The following is a 17,641-nucleotide window of genomic DNA, read 5'->3' on the forward strand; positions in this document are numbered from 1 at the left end:
GCCCGGCGCTCACCCGCCCGACTTGCAGCTCAGCCGGCGAGGTCCGAGGGGTCGCGGAAGCCGGTCGGCTTGGCCCGGACGCTGCGGTTCCACAGCCACGTCAGCGCCCAGAGCACGACGCCGACCGCGAGCATGCCGGCGGCGATCGTGTACTGGATCGTGTCGCGCCCGGTCCACGGACCGAGGAAGAACGCGCACGCGAGCGCACCGAGCACGGGGATCACCGTCGGGGCGACGAAGTGCGCGGAGTCGACCGGGTCGCGGCGCAGCAGGAGGCACGCGACGTTGACGACCGCGAACACCCCGAGCAGCAGCAGCGCGGTGGTGCCGGACAGCGCGTCGACCCCGGTCTGGTCGAGGACCAGCGCCACGACCGCGATGAGTCCGAGTGCGAGCAGAGTGGAGAACACGATGGCCACCCACGGCGTACGACGACCCGGCAGGACCTTGCTGAGCACCCGCGGCAGTACGTCCTGGCGCCCCATGCCGTAGAGCAGCCGGCTGGCCATCAGCATGTTGATGAGCGCGGTGTTGGCGACCGCGAACACGGTCATGAACGGGAAGACCTTGTCGATCGGGAAGTCCGGCGCGCCGACGGCCACGACGTCGAGCAGGGCCGTGTCGCTCTCGGCGAGGTCCCCGACCGGGATCAACGCCACCGCGGTGATCGAGACCAGCACGTAGAAGAAGACCGCGATCCCGAGGCCGGTGAACATCACCTTCGGGAAGATCCGCAGCGGGTCCTTGGTCTCCTCGACCATGTTGACGGAGTCCTCGAAGCCCACCATCGCGAAGAACGCCAGCGACGTGGCCGCCGTGACCGCGACGAAGAGGCTCTTCCCCTCGGCCGACTCGAAGACCACCACGCGCGAGAAGTCCGCATTGCCCTGCGACATCGCGAAGAAGCCGACGCCGATGACGATCAGCAGCGCGCCGATCTCGATCGCCGTCAGGACCACGTTGAACTTCACGCTCTCGCCGACACCGCGCAGGTTGATCAACGCGAGCAGCACCATGAACGCCATCGCGACGAACAGCACCTGGCCGCTACCGGTGCCGACCGCCCAGCCCGCACCCTCCAGGCCGGCGAGGAGGTTGCTGGCCAGCACGTTGGCGCTCGTCGAGGCGCTGGTGATGCCCGAGCTGATCACGGCGAACGCAACGAGGAACGTGACGAAGTGGATCCCGAACGCCTTGTGGACGTAGAGCGCGGCGCCCGCTGCCTGGGGGTACTTCGTGACGAGCTCGAGGTAGGCGAACGCCGTGAGCGTCGCGATCCCGAACGCCACGAGGAACGGCAGCCAGGCCGCACCGCCGACCTCGCCGGCGACGTCGCCCGTGATCGCATAGATCCCGGAGCCGAGGATGTCGCCGACGATGAACAGCAGCAGCAGCTTGGGTCCGAGGACCCGCTTGAGCTCCGGGGCGTCGTCGGTGTTGCTGCCCGGGTGCCCGGTGGTGCTGGTCGGTGCGTCGCTCACGTGCGATGGCCCCCTCGTGCGGCCCCGATCGGGGCGAGTGCGCGGAACCTACCCCGCCGGGGCCCGGACGAGACCTGCGAGCAGGCCCTACCCGAAGAACACCTGCGCCTCGGCGTACTCCTCGGGCGAGACGACCTTGAGCTCGCCGGTGCCCTCGATGAGCGGCACGCGGACGATGTCCTTGCCGCGCAGGGCGACCATCGTGCCGAAGTCGGCCTCCGCGACGGCGTCGACGGCGTACAGGCCGAACCGCGTCGCCATCCACCGGTCGCGCGCGGTCGGGGTGCCGCCGCGCTGCACGTGGCCGAGCACGACGGCACGGGCCTCCTTGCCGGTGCGGTGCTCGATCTCGGCAGCGATCCGCTCGCCGATGCCGCCCAGGCGCACGTGGCCGAAGGCGTCCTTCTCCCCCGACATCAGCGTCATCTCCCCGCCCTCGCGCGGGACGGCCCCCTCGGAGACGACGAGGATCGGCGAGTAGTCGATCTCGAAGCGGCTCTGGACGTGACGCACGACCTCGTCGATGTCGAAGGGCTGCTCGGGGATGAGGATGACGTTGGCGCCCGCGGCCAGCCCGGCGTGCAGGGCGATCCAGCCGGCGTGGCGGCCCATGACCTCGACGACCACGGCGCGGTGGTGGGACTCGGCGGTGGTGTGCAGCCGGTCGATCGCCTCCATCGCGATGTTGACGGCCGTGTCGAAGCCGAAGGTGAAGTCGGTGCCGGAGAGGTCGTTGTCGATCGTCTTCGGCACCCCGACGACGTTGACGCCGAGGTCGGCGAGCTTGGTGGCCACGCCGAGCGTGTCCTCCCCGCCGATCGCGATCAGCGCGTCGACGCCGTCGGAGGCGAGGTTGGACTTGATCTGCTCGACGCCGCCCTCGACGGCGAAGGGGTTGGTGCGCGACGAGCGCAGGATCGTGCCGCCGCGGGGCAGCACGCCGCGGACGTCGTCGACCGTGAGCGGTGCCTTGATCCCTTCGAGCGGACCGCGCCAGCCCTCGCGGTAGCCCACGAACTCGAAGCCGTGGACGCTCGTGCCCTTGCGGACGACGGCCCGGATGACAGCGTTCAGGCCGGGGCAGTCGCCCCCGCCGGTGAGTACGCCGACGCGCATGGTCCCTCCTGGATGACGTGGGTGTGGGGAGTCGCTGGAGACTTCACTGGAAGCTCCACTGCAACCTTCACGGGGACCCTATCCACGATGTGGCAGGGTCACCCCCATGAGCGTGCTCGCCATCGACGCCGGCACCACCGGCGTGACCGCCGTCGTGGTCACCACGGACGGGACGATCGCCGCGAAGGGCTACCAGGAGTTCGCCCAGCACTTCCCCCGGCCGGGCTGGGTCGAGCACACGCCGGAGGAGATCTGGCAGGCGACATTGGAGTCGACCCGCATGGCGATCGCGGCGTACGAGCGCACCGACGGCCCGCCCCTGCAGGGCATCGGCATCACCAACCAGCGCGAGACGGTCGTGCTGTGGGACCGCGAGACGCTCGGCTCACCCCGTCGGGCGATCGTGTGGCAGGACCGGCGCACCGCCGCGATCTGCCAGACGATGCGCACCGAGGGCCACGAGGACCGGGTCGCCGAGCTGACCGGCCTGCGCCTGGACCCGTACTTCTCCGGCACCAAGCTGCGCTGGCTGGCCGAGCACGAGCCGCACACGTGGGCGTTGGTGGAGTCGGGGAGGTACGCCGTCGGCACGGTCGACTCCTACCTCGTCGCGCGGATGACCCGGGGGCTGCACCACCTCACCGACGTCTCGAACGCCTCGCGCACGCTGCTGTTCGACCTCACGACCGGGGACTGGTCCGACGAGCTGTGCGGGCTCTTCGGGGTCCCCCGCGACGCGCTGCCCGAGATCGTGCCGTCGTGGGGCGAGCTCGCCCGCACCGACCCGCGCACGTTCCTCGGCCTCGACCTCCCCATCGCCGGCATCGCCGGCGACCAGCAGTCGGCGCTGTTCGGCCAGACCTGCTTCGAGCCGGGCGAGGTGAAGTGCACCTACGGCACCGGCTCCTTCATCCTCACCAACACCGGGACCGAGGTCGTCCGCTCCGACGCCGGGCTGCTGTCCACGGCTGCGTGGCGCGCACCCGACGGCACCACGACGTACGCGTTGGAGGGGGCGATCTTCGTGACCGGCGCGGCCGTGCAGTGGCTGCGCGACGGCCTGCAGATCGTCGGCTCGGCCGCCGAGACGGCAGCGATCGCGTCGACCGTCGACTCCTCCGAGGGCGTGGTCTTCGTGCCGGCGCTCACCGGCCTCGGCGCGCCGCACTGGGACCCGCACGCCCGCGGCACGATCCTCGGCATCACCCGCGGCACGACCCGCGCCCACCTCGTCCGCGCGACGCTGGAGGCGATCACCTTCGAGGTGCGCGACGTCATCGAGACGATGCCGGGCCTCACCTCGCTCGCCGTCGACGGCGGCGCGAGCGCCAACGACCTGCTGTGCAGCGTGCAGGCCGACCAGCTCGGGGTGCCGGTGGAGCGACCCAAGGTGGTGGAGACGACCGCGCTGGGTGCGGCGTTCCTCGCCGGGCTCGGCACCGGCGTGTGGGACTCGACCGACGCGCTGCGCGAGACCTGGCAGCTGGACCGGCGCTTCGAGCCCAGCGCCGAGCGGGCGGACGCCGATGCGGCGTACGCCCGGTGGAACGAGGCCGTACGCCGCTCGCGGGGCTGGGCCGAGGTCTGAGCGGCGCGCTACGCGCCACGACATGCGGGTCTAGGAGTCAGTGAGGCGGGCCAGCTCGGCCTCCGCCGCGGCGACCGCGGCCTGCGCGTCGGCGCGGGCGGCCGTGGCCTCCTCGAGCATCGCCTCGGACTCCTCGAGCCGGTCGACGACGCTCTCCAGCTCGGTGTCGAGGTCGGCCATCCGCCGGCGCAGCTCCTCCAGCTCCTGCTCCAGCTGCAGCGAGCGCGCGCGCAGGCCACTGACGGCCTCCTCGGCGTCGTCGGCCTCCTCCGCGGCCTGCTCCAGCACCTCCTGGGCGGCCTCGAGCTCCTCTTCTGCCGCCCTGCGCGCGGCACCGTCGTCAGGCACCACCCGCAGGTTCGGCCGGGTGGGCTCGGGCGCCTCGGTCGGAGTCGGCTGGGTGCCGAGCAGGTCGGCGTGCGCCACCGCGTCGGCGAGGTCAGCGTCGTCGCCGAGCCCGCCGACCTCGGACGGCTCGATCGCGCGCACCAGCGCGCCGGTGCGGATCGCCTCGCTCGCCTGCTCACTGAGCATCGCCGCGTGCAGGGTCCCCTCGATCTGGTCGGCCACCGAGGCGGAGACCTTGATCCCTTCACCCCGCGCCAGGCCCCGGGCCTGGGTCGTGACGGCCGCGGTCAGCTGACGGCGCTGCTTGGTCAGGGCCCGCAGCTGCTCGGCGTCGAGGTCCTCGGCAGCCGCCCGCAGGGAGGCACCCAGCTCCAGCACCTGGTCGACCTGCTCGGTCTCGCGGCGCACCAGGAGGTTGACCACCCAAGCGGCCGTCGACGGCTTCTTCAGCGTCTTCACGCGCGCGGCGAGCCCGGCGTCCTGGCCCTTCAGCTCCTTCGCGCGGCGGTCCCGCTCGGGAGTGAAGTCGCCGAGCGTGACGGCATACAACGCGTCGACGATCTCGTGCCAGGGGTCCTCAGCCACCGACGGGCCTCCCGTCGAGCTCCTCGTCGGCGTCGTCAGGATCCTCGTCGAGACCCTGCTCGATCGCGTAGCGCACGAGCTGGACGCGGTTGTGCAGCTGCAGCTTGCGCAGGGTGTTCTGGACGTGGTTCTGCACGGTGCGGTGCGACAGGACCAGGCGCTCGGCGATCTGACGTGCGGTCAAGCCCTTCGCCACCAGCCGCAGCACCTCGGTCTCGCGCTCGGTCAACCGCGGTGTCTCGCGGTCCGGCTCACCCGGCTCGCCGGAGAGCCGGCGGTACTCCCCCAGCACCAGGCCGGCGAGGCCCGGGGTGAAGACCGTGTCACCGCGCGCGACCCGCTCGCAGGCCTCGAGCAGCTCCTCGCGCGACGCCGACTTGACCAGGTAGCCGGTCGCGCCGGCCTTCACGGCGGCGAGTACGTCGGCCTGCTCGCCCGAGGCCGACAGGATGAGCACCCGCACCGACGGGTCCTGGGCCACGACCTCGGCGGTCACCGCGACCCCGTTGGGCTCGGGGATCTGCAGGTCGAGCACGACCAGCTGCGGCCTCGCGGCGGGGAACCGCGCCAGCGCCTCCCGACCGTCGGCGGCCGTCGCCACGACCTCGAACCCGGCCGCAGCCAGGTCGCGCTCGACGGCCTCGCGCCACATCGGGTGGTCGTCGACGACCATCACCCGCACGCCGGTCGTCATCGCGTCTCCTCCGGCGGACGTTGGTAGCGCCCGCGGCGGTGCACCAGCGGCGCGGTGTCGGCGCTCTCCGGCTCACCGTCGGCCACCACGACCTCCTCCAGGTCGGCCTCGACCAGCATCGACCAGCCGACCTCCCGCAGGCTGCTCACGCGCGCGACGGCATGGTCGCGGACGCCGCGTGGCACCGGGCCGGCCGCTGTCTGCTCCCACGTGCCGGTCGCGAACGGACCACCCGGGGAGGGCGCCAGCCCGGCGAAGACCTCCGCCAGGTCGCGGTGGCGCCACTCCAGCAGGCTCACGGCGTACGGCGTCCCCACCTCCAGCTCGGCAGCAAGGTCGGAGTCCGGGTCGACGAGTCCCAGGACGGTCGCGGGCTCCCCGCCGGCGACCATGAGGGAGGAGACGGTGAGCCCGACGGCCGTCCGCGCCGCCAGCTCGCCGTGGGTCCACAGCATCACGACGCCGCCGAGCCGACCGCGCAGCCGGCGGGCGGGGTCACGGTCGCCCGACGGGTCGGCGAAGGGGTGGGTGGTGTGAATGGTCATCGCCGCCCATCCTGCCCCGCGATGACCGGCGAGCGACGGGGGACGATGAGCTCCCACTCGGTGCCGTCGGGTCCGGTGGTCAGTCGAGCGAGTCCGCCGAGGTCGCGCATCCGGCCCTGGATCGACGCTGAGACACCGAGGCGCCCCTCGGCCGCGGCCTGCTCGAGCCGGCCCGCCGCGATGCCGGGACCGGCGTCGCGCACGGTCACCACCCAGGAGTCGTCGAGCTCCTCCAGCAGGACCCACGCCGGCGCGTCCTCGCCGACGTGGACCCGCACGTTGTCCAGGCAGGCCCGCACGACCGCGACGATCTCCTGGCCGACCGCACCAGGCACCTCGACGGCACCCGGCGGGACCGAGACCGTCACCTGCGCCGAGGCGAGCGTCGCCAGCCGCGCCGCGAGGTCGAGCTGCTGGCGCGGGGCCGCGTCGCCGTCGTACGACTGGACGAAGGCCCGCAGCGCGACCTCCTGCTCACCGGCGAGCCTGGCCAGACCCGCGGCGTCGCCGCCGATCTCCGCACCCCGGCGCTGCACGAGCGCGAGCACCTGCAGGACGCCGTCGTGGACGACCCGGGCGAGACGTTGCCGCTCGGCCGCCGCCGCAGCGAGACGCTCGGCGCGGTCGCGAGCCTCTGCCATCCGCTTGAGCTCGAGGGTGCACCAGCCCACCAGCGGGCCGCCGAGGAGCAGCAGGAAGACGTTGCCCATGGCGTACTGCGTGACCTCGGTGCGGATCGCCAGGTCCGCCAGCGAGACCAGCACCGCGGCGACCAGACCACCGAGCCAGCCCCACCGGATCCCCCAGCCGAGCACGACGGCCGCGACCCAGAAGCTCGGTAGGGTCGCCGAGGCCGCCAGGTCGTGGCTCGGGACGTGGATCACCGGCGTCAGCAGCATGAGCCCCACGGCCAGCGCCAGCTCCACGACGTACGGCAGGGTCGTGCGCCGCTGGGGGCGGTCGTACCACCAGGCCGCGAAGCCGGTCCACGCCGCCATCACGATCCAGGCACCGACGACGAGCGCGTGCTCGTCGATCCGGTCCCACTTGGCGGCGCTCACCGCCACCGCGAAGCCGAGCATGACCACGCGCAGCACGGCGAGGCCCCGGAACAGGGTGGTCTCGACCGCCCAGGTCGCCGGTTCGCGCTCGTCGCGCGGCGTGCTCACCGCCGTCAGGACGCCTTGCGCTCGGCGTCGACCTCGCCCGCGTCGGCCTTCGCGCGCGCCTGCTCCTTGGCCTGCTCCTTCGCCAGCTCCTTGGCCTGGGTGGCGTACATGTCGACGTACTCCTGGTCGGAGAGCCGCATGATCTCGTACATGATCTCGTCGGTGATCGAGCGCAGGATGTAACGGTCCTCGCTCATGCCCTCGTAGCGGGAGAAGTCCAGCGGCGTGCCGAAGCGCACCAGCGGACGGGTGAACGTGCCGAACTTCTTGCCGGGCGGGGCGATCCGGTCGGTGCCGACGACGGCGACGGGGATGACCGGCACGCCCGACTCCAGCGCCAGCCGGGCGACGCCGGTGCGGCCGCGGTAGAGCCGACCGTCGTGGGAGCGGGTGCCCTCGGGGTAGATGCCGCAGACCTCGCCGGCGCGCAGCAGCCGCAGCTGGGTCTTCAGCGCGCCGGCGGCCGCGGTGGCGCCGGACCGGTCGATCGGCACCTGGCCGCTGCCGGAGAAGAACAACCGCTGCAACCGGCCCTTGATGCCGGGGGTCTCGAAGTACTCCGCCTTGGCCACGAACGTGACCCGCCGCGGGATCACCAGCGGCATGAACAGCCAGTCGGCGTACGAGAGGTGGTTGGAGGCGAGGATCGCCGGACCCTCCAGGGGGACGTTCTCGGTGCCCTCGGCGCGCGGCCGGAAGATCATGCGCAGCAGCGGACCGAGCAGCACGAACTTCAGCAGCCAGTAGAACACCGCGTGCACCTTTCGTCTCCGGCCGCCGGCCCGGTCCGGCGGTCGCTAGTCTCGGGACATTCAACACCCTCGAGGAGGAGCGCGTGAGCGATCCCATCGCCCCCTTCGCCAGTGAAGGCACCCCCGGCCCCGACGGCCGCCGGGTCGGCGTCCTGCTGAGCCACGGGTTCACCGGGTCGCCTGCCTCGATCCGGCCGTGGGCCGAGCACCTCGCGGCCCGGGGGTACGCCGTCCGGGTGCCGCTTCTGCCGGGTCACGGCACGACCTGGCAGGAGATGAACCGGACCGGGTGGAAGGACTGGTCGGAGGCGATCGAGACGGCGTACGCCGACCTGGCCGCGCAGTGCGACCGGGTCGTCGTCGGCGGGCTGTCGATGGGCGGGACGCTCGCGCTATGGCTGGCATCCCGGCACCCCGAGATCGCCGGCGTGACGGTGGTGAACCCGGCCGTCACCAGCACCAACAAGCAGCTGCTGCTGCTGCCGGTGCTCAAGCACGTCGTGCCGTCGATGCCGGGCCTGGCAGGTGACATCAAGAAGTCCGGGGTGGTCGAGCACGGCTACGACCGCACCCCGCTGCGGGCGCTCGCGTCGCTGGTCGACGCGTGGAAGGCGCTGCGCCCCGAGCTGCCGGCGATCACCGCACCGCTGCTGGTGTTCCGCTCCGCCGAGGACCACGTCGTCGACCCGTCGTCGGCGCGGATGATCCTGCAGCGCGTCTCCTCGCGCGACGCTCGCGAGATCCTGCTGCCCGACAGCTATCACGTGGCCACCCTCGACAACGATGCCGCGACGATCTTCGACGAGTCGGCCCGGTTCGTGGAGCGTGTCACCGCGCCGTGAACGATCCCGACAGGACCGACGAGGAGTTCCGCCGCATCATCGAGGGGTACGGCGAACGGGCCCGGCTGGACCCTGAGGACGACCCACCGGCCGACGACCCGGAGCGGTTGCGGCGGTTGTTCCGCGATCCGCTCCGCCCGGCCAGCCCGCCGCCGGCGGAGCCTGCGAGGGCCGAGCCGGAGTGGGACGACGAGGACACCTTCGTCCCGCCGGAGGCCCCGCCGGTCCCCCACGGCACGCGGCTCCAGCGCGCGGCATGGTTCGGCCTGCTGGGGGTGCCCGCGCTGCTGCTGGTCGTGCTGATGCTCGGCATGCGCCCGCCGATGTTCGTCCTCGGCTGTCTCGCCGCGTGGTTCCTCGGCGGCGCCGGCTATCTGTTCACCAAGATGCGCCGCAACGACGACGACGGCTGGGACAGCGGCGCGGTCGTCTAGCTAATCGTCGGCCGAGATCGAGGTGATGACGACGTCCTCGAGCGGCTTGTCCATCTGGTCGGTCTCGACGGCGGCGATCGCGTCGACCACAGCCTGGCTGTCGGCGTCGGCCACCTCGCCGAAGATCGTGTGCAGCCCGTTGAGGTGCGGGGTCGGAGTGACGGTGATGAAGAACTGCGAACCGTTCGTTCCTGGCCCCGCGTTGGCCATGGCGAGCAGATAGGGCCGATCGAAGGTCAGTGACGGGTCGATCTCGTCCTCGAACTGGTAGCCCGGCCCCCCACGACCGGTGCCCTCGGGGTCGCCGCCCTGGATCATGAAACCGTCGATCACCCGATGGAAGATCACGTCCTGGTAGAGCGGCTCGTCGTCCTGCTGCCCCGCCCATGCCTTCGATCCATCGGCCAGGCCGAGGAAGTTGTCGACCGTGATCGGCGCCTGCTCCCCGAACAGCGTGACGGTGATCTCGCCCAAGCTCGTGGACAGCGTGGCCGCTGTCGCCGTGCGCAACTCGGCGGAGTCGCTCTCGCCCGGCGTGAGGCGGCTTTGCGGAGAACTCGTGCCGTTGGGCGGGCCATCCGCGCCGGCGTCATCGCCGCCGCAGGCCGCCAGCAGCCCGAGAGACAACACGGCGACAAGAGCGCAGAGGACGGCACATCGGCGGTTGCGGAACATGGGTCTCTCCCTGACGGCGGTGCTGGCGCGCAGAATGATCGCACAACGCGGTGGTTCGCCCGCCAGACCTCGAGACAGTTGTCCGAGGGTGTCCGAGGGCTCAGCCCTGGCGTGCCAACCCGGCCGCGCCCAGCGCTCCCGCGCGCGGGCCGAGGGCGGCGTACGCGAGTCGGGGCAGGGGGCGGTGCGCGGCGCCGGTGAGGTGGTCGGGCAGACGCGCCTCGGCCATCGCGAGCAGCCCGGTGTCCGGCACGCCGAGCCCGCCGCCGAGGACGACCACGTCGGGGTCGAAAGCGGCCACGAGTCCGGCGAGACCGACGGCCAACCAGTGCCCGACCTCGTCCAGGGTGCTCACCTCGAGCGCCGTGCCCGAGCAGTAGCGCTCCCAGCAGCCGCGCAGGCCGCAGGGGCACGGGCGGCCGTCGGGCACGACCTGGACGTGGCCGAACTCGCCGGCGAGCCCGTTGCGGCCGCGGACCAGACGGCCGTCGGAGAAGATCGCACCACCGATCCCTGTGCCCAGGGCGACGAAGACCATGTCGGGCGAGCCCGCACCGGCGCCGTACCGTTGCTCGGCCCACGCGGCGGCGGTGGCGTCGTTGTCGAGGGTGACGGGCAGGCCGGTGCGCTCCGCGAGCCGGTCGCGCAGCGGCTCGTCGCGCCATGGCACGTGGGCGGAGTGCAGGACGACCCCGCGACGGCCGTCAACCAGGCCTGCTGCGCCGATCCCGAGCGCCGTCACCGGACCGTCGTCCGGGCGCAGCTCGTCGACCACCTCGACCAGCGCGTCCTCGATGGCTCGTGCGTCACCGGCGGGCGTCGGGGCGCGGTGCTCGGCGAGGACCGCGCCGTCGGCGTCGACCAGCAGCCCGAGGATCTTGGTGCCACCGACGTCGACACCGAGGGTGAGCGCGGACGTCATCGGCGGCTCAGGGGCGGCGCGCGAGGTCGGCGGCACCGAGCATCCCGGCGTCGTTGCCCAGCACCGCCGGACGGATCTCGGGGGCCGGGCGGTGACCGCGGCCGATGAGGTGCTGCCCGAAAGCCTCCGCGAGGGGGCCGAGCAGGAGGTCGCCGGCTGCCGCCACGCCGCCGCCGACGACGATGCGCGCGGGGTCGAGGACCGCGCTGACCGAGGCGATGCCCTCCCCGAGCCAGCGGCCGAGCTCCGCGAGCCGCGAGCGCGCAAAGGCGTCACCACCCGCGGCGAGGGTGGTGACGAGCGGCCCGGTGATCCCGGCGACGTCCCCGCCCGCGGCGGTGATCAGGTCGGCCGCGGCCTCCGGGTCGGCCACGGCGGCGATCCGGGCGTCGGCCACCAGCGCGGAGCCGGAGGCGTATTGCTCCCAGCAGCCGTGGTTGCCACACCCGCACAGGCGTCCGCCGGGGACCACCCGGAGGTGGCCGACCTCGCCACCGATGCCGAAGGCACCGCGGCGCAGCTCGCCGTCGAGCACGATGCCACCCCCGACGCCGGTGCCGACCGTGATCAGCAGCAGGTCGTCGACGTCGCGACCCGCGCCGTACGCGAACTCGCCCCAGGCAGCGGCGTTGCCGTCGTTCTCGATCACGACCGGCAGGTCGAGCAGGCGCTCGAGGTCGGCGCGCAGCGGCTCGTCGCGCCAGGCGAGGTTCGGGGAGAACAAGATGGTCGACCGGGACGCGTCGATGAAGCCGGCCGCACCGACCCCGACACCGCCGATGGGACGCCCGACCTCGGCGCGCAGCTCGACGACGAGCTCGACGATCGAGGCCTCGATCGCCTCGGGGTCGCTGGCCGGGGACTCACGGCGGCCTCGGGCCAGCAGCCGGCCGGTCTCGTCGACCACCCCGGCGGCGATCTTGGTGCCGCCGACGTCGACGCCGATGGTCAGCGTCATGCGTCGTCCCCGTCGAGGTCCCCGTCAAGATGAATGTGCTCGACCGGTCCGCGGTCCCGGTCGGGCTGGCTGGACTGGCCTGCCTGCCGGGACTGGCCGGTCTGTGCGTCCGTGGGCACGTGGGTCGCGAGCAGGCCCGCCACCGCCTGGACGAGCGACCCGGCCGCGCTGGTCAGATGAGCGCGCACCTCCGGGCTGGTCGAGCGCACGACGCCGATCGCCTGGCACACCGGGCAGTAGCGGCAGTCCGCGCCCCCGGTGGCGACGTGGTCGTTGACCGACCGCGCGGCCGCGGTGAGGCGCTCGCCGAGGTCGTCGGCGACGTGGCCCGCGTCCTGGGTGCGCGCCCAGTCCGAGAGCACGCCGAAGAGCTTCGCGGCCTCCTCGCCGACCGAGCCGACGTCCTCACGCCCCGCGTCACTCATGACTGCTCCTCCCCCGTGGAATCCTGTGCCTCTGTCTCGGATGTCTGGGTCACGAACCGCACCTGCAACGCACCTTCCTCCACTCCCGCGCCGGCGACCCGCATGCGACCCAGCGCGCTCGGCAACGTCAGCAGCCGACGGTAGGACCCGACGGTCACGACCAGGTCGTCGCCGTGCCGGGCGAGGTGCACATCCTGCCTGGCCGCGAACGGCAGCGCGATGCGCAGGGTCGCGCCGGCGTCGGTGCGGCGCACGGTCATCGGCCCCTCGCCGGTCGGCACGGCCAGCGGGTCCGTCTCGCCGTACGCCGCTGCAGCGAACGCCGCGAGCTCGTCGGTGCCGACCGGCTCGCGTGCGTGGTAGGCCGAGCGCCACACGGGTAGGCCGGCGAAGGACTGCTCCACCTCCTCGAGCACGCGGGTCTGCGCCTCGACCCACGAGCCGCGCCACGCGTCGGCACCGTCGGCCGGGAAGACGCGATTGGCGACGACACCGTCGACGCGGTAGCCGAAGAGACTGAGGTTGGTCAGCGACCGGCGGGCCTCGGCCACGACGACGGTCTCGGGGGTGAGGACGAGCCGCACGCTGGCGTCGTCACCGGTGAGCAGCTCGTGGACCTCGTGCAGGTCGGCGTGCAGCCGCTCCAGGGCGTCGAAGACGACGTCCTGCGGCATGGGAACGCCCGCAGCGCGGGCGAGGACCGGGCGCAGCGCCTTGACCACCCGGCGCTCCATGGGGAAGACACGCTCCATGTACCACCCCAGCGCCTCCGGCAGCGCCAGCAGCCGAAGCGTCTCCGCGGTCGGGGCACAGTCGACGACGACCACGTCCCAGCGGCCCGACTGGACCTGGGCCCGCACCTCGAGCAGGGCGAGCACCTCCTCGGCCCCCGGGAGGACGGTGAGCTCCTCGGCGGTGATCCGGTCGACCCCGGCGGCGTCCAGGACGCTGAGCAGGTAGTGCTGGACGTCGCGCCAGGACGCCTCGAACCGCCGCTGGGCGTCGACCTGCTGGACGAAGAGCCGGTCCTCGACCTCGGTCGGCTCGTGCCCGATCGCCGCGCCGGCCTCGGGGCCGAAGGCGTCGGCCAGCGAGTGCGCCGCGTCCGTGGAGAGCACGAGGGTCCGCTCCCCGCGGCGCGCGGCCATCGTCGCCGTACCCGCGGCTGCGGTGGTCTTGCCGACGCCGCCCTTGCCGGTGAACAGGAGGATGCGCACGCGCGGCTCCGCCGCGCTCAGGAGAGGGACTCGACGCGCTTCTTGAGGCCCTTCAGCGCGGTGTCGATGATGACCTTCTCGGCCTTGCGCTTGAGCATGCCGATCATCGGGATCGCCACGTCGACGGCGAGCCGGTAGGTGACCTCGGTGCGCCCGTCGCCGAGGTCCTCGAGCTCGTAGGCGCCGTCCATCGCGCGCACCATCTTGCCCTCGGCGAGGGTCCAGGTGACGGAACGGTCGCCGTCCCAGACGTAGGCCAGCGTGTAGGAGTCCTTGATGGGGGCGGCGTCGAGCTCGAAGTAGACCTTCTCGGCGCGGCCACCGGTGCCCTCGGCCACGACGTCGGCGGTCTTCACCCCCTGGGCCCAGTCGGGGTAGGCGTCGAAGTCGGCGATCACGGCCATCACGGCCGCGGGGCTGGCGGCGACGACGATGCTCGAGGAGGTCTGGTCGGGCACGAGGAGTCCTTCGCTGCCGGGCGCACACGCGCGGGACGGGCATCGGCGACACTATCCGACCCAGGAGTAACGTGCTCGTGTCGGTCCACCCCCTTCAGGAGAACGCAAACAGTGCGCGAGTACGCCACCCCCCTGTCCCCCGTCCACACGGCGGCGATCCCGTCGACCGGGAGCCTCACCGACGACCTGGTGACCAACGCGCAGCAGCATCCGGACGCCGTGCTCTATGCCCGGCCCGCCGCGGACGGGTGGAGCGACGTCACCGCGGCCGAGTTCCACGAGCAGGTGCGGGCGGTCGCGAAGGGCCTCCTCGCGGCGGGTGTCGAGGAGGGCGACCGGGTCGGGTTGATCTCCAAGACCCGCTACGAGTGGACCCTGCTCGACTACGCGATCTGGTACGCCGGCGCGGTGACCGTGCCGATCTACGAGACCTCTTCGGCGCACCAGATCCGGTGGATCCTGTCGGACTCCGGTGCGGTCGCGGTGATCACGGAGAACGCCGACCACCGCGGCCGGGTCGGCGAGGTGCGCGCCGACCTCGAGGACCTCTCGCACGTCTGGACGATCGACGACCGGGCCGTGGAGGTGCTGACCGCGCTCGGGACCGACGTCGACGACGACGTCCTCGACGCACGCCGCGCCGCTGTGACGCCGCTGTCGGTCGCGACGCTGATCTACACCTCCGGCACGACCGGCGACCCCAAGGGCTGCATGCTCACGCACGGCAACTTCGCCTTCGAGCTCGGGGTGGCGGTCCACGAGCTGCAGGAGCTGTTCGGCAACGGCGATGCGCCCGACGGTGAGCAGCAGTCGACGTTGCTCTTTCTGCCGCTGGCTCACGTCTTCGCTCGGATCATCCAGATCGGCTGCATGAAGGCGCGCGTGCGGATGGGCCACTCGGCCGACGTGAGCCAGCTGCTGCCTGCGCTGGCGAGCTTCCGCCCGTCGTTCCTGCTGGCGGTGCCGCGGGTGTTCGAGAAGGTCTTCAACGGCGCCTCGCAGCGCGCGACCGCCGACGGTCGCGGGGCGATCTTCGACCGGGCCGCCGAGACCGCCATCGCCTGGTCGCGCGCCGACGAGGCCGGCAAGGTCGGGCTGCGGCTGCGCGCCAAGCACGCGCTCTTCGACAAGCTCGTCTACGGCAAGCTGCGCCAGGCGCTGGGCGGTCGCTGCGACTACGCCATCTCCGGTGGCGCGCCGCTCGGTGAGCGCCTGGGCCACTTCTTCCGCGGCATCGGGCTCACTGTCCTCGAGGGCTACGGCCTCAGCGAGACCACCGCGGCGCTGACGGTCAACCTGCCCGGGGCGCTGAAGATCGGGTCCGTCGGCCGGCCGCTGCCCGGCACCGCCGTACGTGTGGCCGAGGACGGGGAGCTGCTCTTCCGCGGTGGCCAGGTGTTCTCCGGCTACTGGAACAACGAGGCCGCGACCCGCGAGGCCCTCGACTCCGACGGCTGGTTCCGCACCGGCGACGTCGGCGAGGTCGACTCCGACGGCTTCGTCCGGATTACCGGGCGCAAGAAGGAGATCATCGTGACCGCCGGCGGCAAGAACGTCGCCCCGGCCGTGCTCGAGGACCGCGTGCGCGCCCACCCGCTCGTCAGTCAGTGTCTGGTCGTCGGCGACGGCCGCCCGTTCATCGGCGCCCTGATCACCCTCGACGAGGAGGGCGTGACCGCCTGGGCGGAGCAGCACGGACGCAAGGGTGACGTGGGGGCACTTGCCAACGACCCCGACCTGCGCACCGAGATCGACGCCGCGGTCGCCGAGGCCAACAAGGCCGTCTCCAAGGCGGAGTCGATCCGCAAGCACCGCATCCTCGAGGCCGACTGGACGGAGGAGGCCGGCTACGTCACCCCGAGCCTGAAGCTCAAGCGGACCGCGGTCATGCGCGACTTCACCGATGAGGTCGAGGCGCTCTACAACTGACCGATGCCTCGGGGTCGCCACAGATCGATCGCAGGGGCTGATATGGATCATGCCACCTCGTCGCTGATTCCCCCGTGCGTTGAACGTTCTGTTCGATTCATCGCACCTCGCGCGTAAAGTCACGGTTCTGAGGCACACGGATCGACCGACTGTCCGGAGCGCGTGCCAACCGGCATGTAGCAAGGAGTTCGCGTGGAGAACGAAATCGAGTTGATGAGTGACGGCGACGGCCTCGCCGTCATCGGTGAGGCGTCAGCCGTCGAACGGTTCCTCGACACCTTGGGCTTGCCATCGAAAGATCTCGGGTTAGCGCGCCTCAGCAAGGTCCTGAACCTTGGAGCGGTTGGCTCACATGCAGCTTCGGCCCACGCAGCCTCGCAAGTGGTTGACTCTGCGCGCTGGGTGCGATTGACCGAGGATTCCGCGCGCAAGGTCAATCAGTTGGGGCTGACACCCACCAAGACGTCCGGCGTCAGCCACGCGATGATCGGTACGCCCGGCGACATCAAGTCCTGGATTCAGCTGGACAGGGGTCCCGGCCAACTGCCGACCAACCCGCGGTTGTTCGCAGGGGCACCCGCGCTTATGGCTCAACTCGCCATGCAGCAGGCGATGGACGAGATCACTGATTATCTGGCCGCCATCGACGCAAAGCTCGACGAGGTGCTTCGCGCTCAGAAGGACTCTGTCCTCGCGCGGATGATCGGAGTGGGGCTCCAAATCGAGGAGGCTATGACGATCCGCGAGCACGTCGGCCGCGTCAACGAGGTTACTTGGTCCAAGATCCAAGACGCTGCAGGCACGATTGCCGACACTCAGGCGTACGCATTGCTCCAGCTGGACGCGCTCGCGGAGAAGCTCGAGCGGAAGTCGACGATTGCGGACCTGATGAAGACGGCCAAGGACACGGAAGCAAGAGTCCGAGATTGGCTCGCGGTGCTCGCTCGTTGCTTCCAGCTCCAAGAAGGCATCGCCATCCTTGAGCTCGACCGGGTTCTCGAGACTGCGCCGGATGACTTGGACGGCCATCGCCTGGGACTAAAGGCTGCTCGTCAGGAGCGGCTCAATGCTGTCTCCCAAAGCACCGAGCGGCTGGTCGCGCGGATGGAGTCGGCCGCGGCGACGGCCAACTCGCGGGTCCTGTTCAATCCGATCCAATCGCCCGCCGTCGTTCAGGCGAGCACGAACGTCACCATGTCCATCGTTGAATTCCACGAGCGACTCGGGGTGGGGGCTTCCCGATACGACCTCGAGACGCGACGTTGGGCCGCTGCCGCGGCCGAGGTACGCGACTCCGCACGCACAAGGGGAGCGAGCGCGTTGGGCGCTGGCAAGCGTCTCAGCACCGAAACTCGCCAGCGCGCCACCTCGGCAACAGAGAAGGTTGCCAGCAGGTTCGTCGAACGAGCGCGACGTCGGGGTGGCTCTGACCAGGACGGTGGCGGGGCAGCGTAACCCGCCTCAATCGGCGGCGCCGGACGTACCGATGCCGGGAGTGCCTAC

The 17,641-nt window shown here is 71.7% G+C and carries 18 protein-coding genes; 5 read left to right on the plus strand and 13 right to left on the minus strand.

The features are described 5' to 3' along the window. Positions 1–29: 29 nt before the first annotated feature. Both J2S59_RS16745 and J2S59_RS16750 read right to left on the minus strand, forming a co-directional pair. Positions 30–1,481, minus strand: a complete 1,452-nt coding sequence (locus J2S59_RS16745) for an APC family permease (RefSeq protein ID WP_068120875.1) — start codon at positions 1,479–1,481, stop codon at positions 30–32. Between the two features lie 87 nt (positions 1,482–1,568). Then, positions 1,569–2,597: a 6-phosphofructokinase gene (locus J2S59_RS16750; RefSeq protein WP_306825309.1), complete on the minus strand. Its 1,029-nt coding sequence runs from the start codon at positions 2,595–2,597 to the stop codon at positions 1,569–1,571. 106 nt (positions 2,598–2,703) lie between these two features. Between J2S59_RS16750 and glpK the strand changes: the two genes are divergently transcribed. After that, positions 2,704–4,185 (plus strand): glycerol kinase GlpK, encoded by a 1,482-nt coding sequence (gene glpK / locus J2S59_RS16755; RefSeq protein WP_068124282.1) that lies wholly within the window; start codon positions 2,704–2,706, stop codon positions 4,183–4,185. 30 nt (positions 4,186–4,215) lie between these two features. On the opposite strand, the gene J2S59_RS16760 is transcribed toward glpK, so the two are convergent. Genes J2S59_RS16760 through J2S59_RS16780 form a run of 5 tightly spaced genes read right to left on the minus strand, consistent with a single transcriptional unit; the run spans position 4,216 to position 8,278 of the window. Next, positions 4,216–5,118 (minus strand): hypothetical protein, encoded by a 903-nt coding sequence (locus tag J2S59_RS16760; protein ID WP_068124280.1) that lies wholly within the window; start codon positions 5,116–5,118, stop codon positions 4,216–4,218. Further along, positions 5,111–5,812: a response regulator gene (locus J2S59_RS16765; RefSeq protein ID WP_068124278.1), complete on the minus strand. Its 702-nt coding sequence runs from the start codon at positions 5,810–5,812 to the stop codon at positions 5,111–5,113. Before J2S59_RS16765 ends, J2S59_RS16760 begins: the two co-directional genes overlap by 8 nt. After that, positions 5,809–6,357, minus strand: coding sequence for a flavin reductase (locus J2S59_RS16770; RefSeq protein WP_068124276.1), 549 nt, complete (start codon positions 6,355–6,357; stop codon positions 5,809–5,811). The genes J2S59_RS16765 and J2S59_RS16770 overlap by 4 nt, the downstream gene beginning before the upstream one ends. Continuing rightward, positions 6,354–7,526 carry a MacS family sensor histidine kinase gene (macS, locus tag J2S59_RS16775; protein ID WP_181642532.1) on the minus strand — a complete coding sequence of 391 codons (1,173 nt, stop codon included), beginning with the start codon at positions 7,524–7,526 and terminating at the stop codon, positions 6,354–6,356. Before macS ends, J2S59_RS16770 begins: the two co-directional genes overlap by 4 nt. Positions 7,527–7,531: 5 nt before the next feature. Continuing rightward, on the minus strand, positions 7,532–8,278 hold the full coding sequence (locus J2S59_RS16780) for a lysophospholipid acyltransferase family protein (protein WP_068124274.1): 747 nt from the start codon (positions 8,276–8,278) through the stop codon (positions 7,532–7,534). A gap of 83 nt (positions 8,279–8,361) precedes the next feature. Between J2S59_RS16780 and J2S59_RS16785 the strand changes: the two genes are divergently transcribed. Next, the gene (locus tag J2S59_RS16785) at positions 8,362–9,120 is read left to right on the plus strand and encodes an alpha/beta hydrolase (RefSeq protein ID WP_246360584.1); all 759 of its coding nucleotides are present in this window, start codon (positions 8,362–8,364) and stop codon (positions 9,118–9,120) included. Further along, the gene (locus J2S59_RS16790; protein ID WP_306825310.1) at positions 9,117–9,554 is read left to right on the plus strand and encodes a hypothetical protein; all 438 of its coding nucleotides are present in this window, start codon (positions 9,117–9,119) and stop codon (positions 9,552–9,554) included. The genes J2S59_RS16785 and J2S59_RS16790 overlap by 4 nt, the downstream gene beginning before the upstream one ends. Here J2S59_RS16790 and J2S59_RS16795 read toward each other — a convergent pair whose 3' ends face one another. The 6 genes from J2S59_RS16795 to J2S59_RS16820 all read right to left on the minus strand — a co-directional run bounded on the left by J2S59_RS16795 (position 9,555) and on the right by J2S59_RS16820 (position 14,209). After that, entirely contained in the window at positions 9,555–10,064 is a 510-nt protein-coding gene (locus J2S59_RS16795; RefSeq protein ID WP_068121682.1) for a peptidylprolyl isomerase, read from the minus strand. Positions 10,065–10,329: 265 nt separating this feature from the next. Beyond that, on the minus strand, positions 10,330–11,151 hold the full coding sequence (locus J2S59_RS16800) for an ROK family protein (RefSeq protein WP_181642072.1): 822 nt from the start codon (positions 11,149–11,151) through the stop codon (positions 10,330–10,332). A 7-nt stretch (positions 11,152–11,158) separates the two neighbouring features. After that, a complete protein-coding gene (locus J2S59_RS16805; RefSeq protein ID WP_068121676.1) occupies positions 11,159–12,109 on the minus strand; it encodes an ROK family glucokinase in 951 nt (316 codons plus the stop codon). Further along, positions 12,106–12,534: a hypothetical protein gene (locus tag J2S59_RS16810; protein ID WP_068121678.1), complete on the minus strand. Its 429-nt coding sequence runs from the start codon at positions 12,532–12,534 to the stop codon at positions 12,106–12,108. Before J2S59_RS16810 ends, J2S59_RS16805 begins: the two co-directional genes overlap by 4 nt. Then, a complete protein-coding gene (locus tag J2S59_RS16815) occupies positions 12,531–13,751 on the minus strand; it encodes an ArsA family ATPase (protein WP_306825311.1) in 1,221 nt (406 codons plus the stop codon). Before J2S59_RS16815 ends, J2S59_RS16810 begins: the two co-directional genes overlap by 4 nt. Positions 13,752–13,768: 17 nt before the next feature. Continuing rightward, positions 13,769–14,209 carry an SRPBCC family protein gene (locus tag J2S59_RS16820; RefSeq protein ID WP_068116531.1) on the minus strand — a complete coding sequence of 147 codons (441 nt, stop codon included), beginning with the start codon at positions 14,207–14,209 and terminating at the stop codon, positions 13,769–13,771. Between the two features lie 111 nt (positions 14,210–14,320). Here J2S59_RS16820 and J2S59_RS16825 point away from each other — a divergent pair, with 111 nt between their 5' ends. Further along, positions 14,321–16,138 carry an AMP-dependent synthetase/ligase gene (locus tag J2S59_RS16825; RefSeq protein WP_068116533.1) on the plus strand — a complete coding sequence of 606 codons (1,818 nt, stop codon included), beginning with the start codon at positions 14,321–14,323 and terminating at the stop codon, positions 16,136–16,138. 192 nt (positions 16,139–16,330) lie between these two features. Next, on the plus strand, positions 16,331–17,593 hold the full coding sequence (locus J2S59_RS16830; protein ID WP_068116535.1) for a hypothetical protein: 1,263 nt from the start codon (positions 16,331–16,333) through the stop codon (positions 17,591–17,593). Positions 17,594–17,641 lie beyond the last annotated feature (48 nt).

Origin of the sequence: Nocardioides massiliensis, assembly GCF_030811215.1 — a bacterium.
Lineage (GTDB): Bacteria > Actinomycetota > Actinomycetes > Propionibacteriales > Nocardioidaceae > Nocardioides_A > Nocardioides_A massiliensis.

Bases quoted from the DNA above. Each gene is read 5' to 3' on its own strand.
- J2S59_RS16800 (WP_181642072.1), bottom strand. From the start codon at position 11,151: ATGACGTCCGCGCTCACCCTCGGTGTCGACGTCGGTGGCACCAAGATC.
- J2S59_RS16765 (WP_068124278.1), bottom strand. From the start codon at position 5,812: ATGACGACCGGCGTGCGGGTGATGGTCGTCGACGACCACCCGATGTGG.
- J2S59_RS16805 (WP_068121676.1), bottom strand. From the start codon at position 12,109: ATGACGCTGACCATCGGCGTCGACGTCGGCGGCACCAAGATCGCCGCC.
- J2S59_RS16770 (WP_068124276.1), bottom strand. From the start codon at position 6,357: ATGACCATTCACACCACCCACCCCTTCGCCGACCCGTCGGGCGACCGT.
- J2S59_RS16810 (WP_068121678.1), bottom strand. From the start codon at position 12,534: ATGAGTGACGCGGGGCGTGAGGACGTCGGCTCGGTCGGCGAGGAGGCC.
- J2S59_RS16750 (WP_306825309.1), bottom strand. From the start codon at position 2,597: ATGCGCGTCGGCGTACTCACCGGCGGGGGCGACTGCCCCGGCCTGAAC.
- glpK (WP_068124282.1), top strand. From the start codon at position 2,704: ATGAGCGTGCTCGCCATCGACGCCGGCACCACCGGCGTGACCGCCGTC.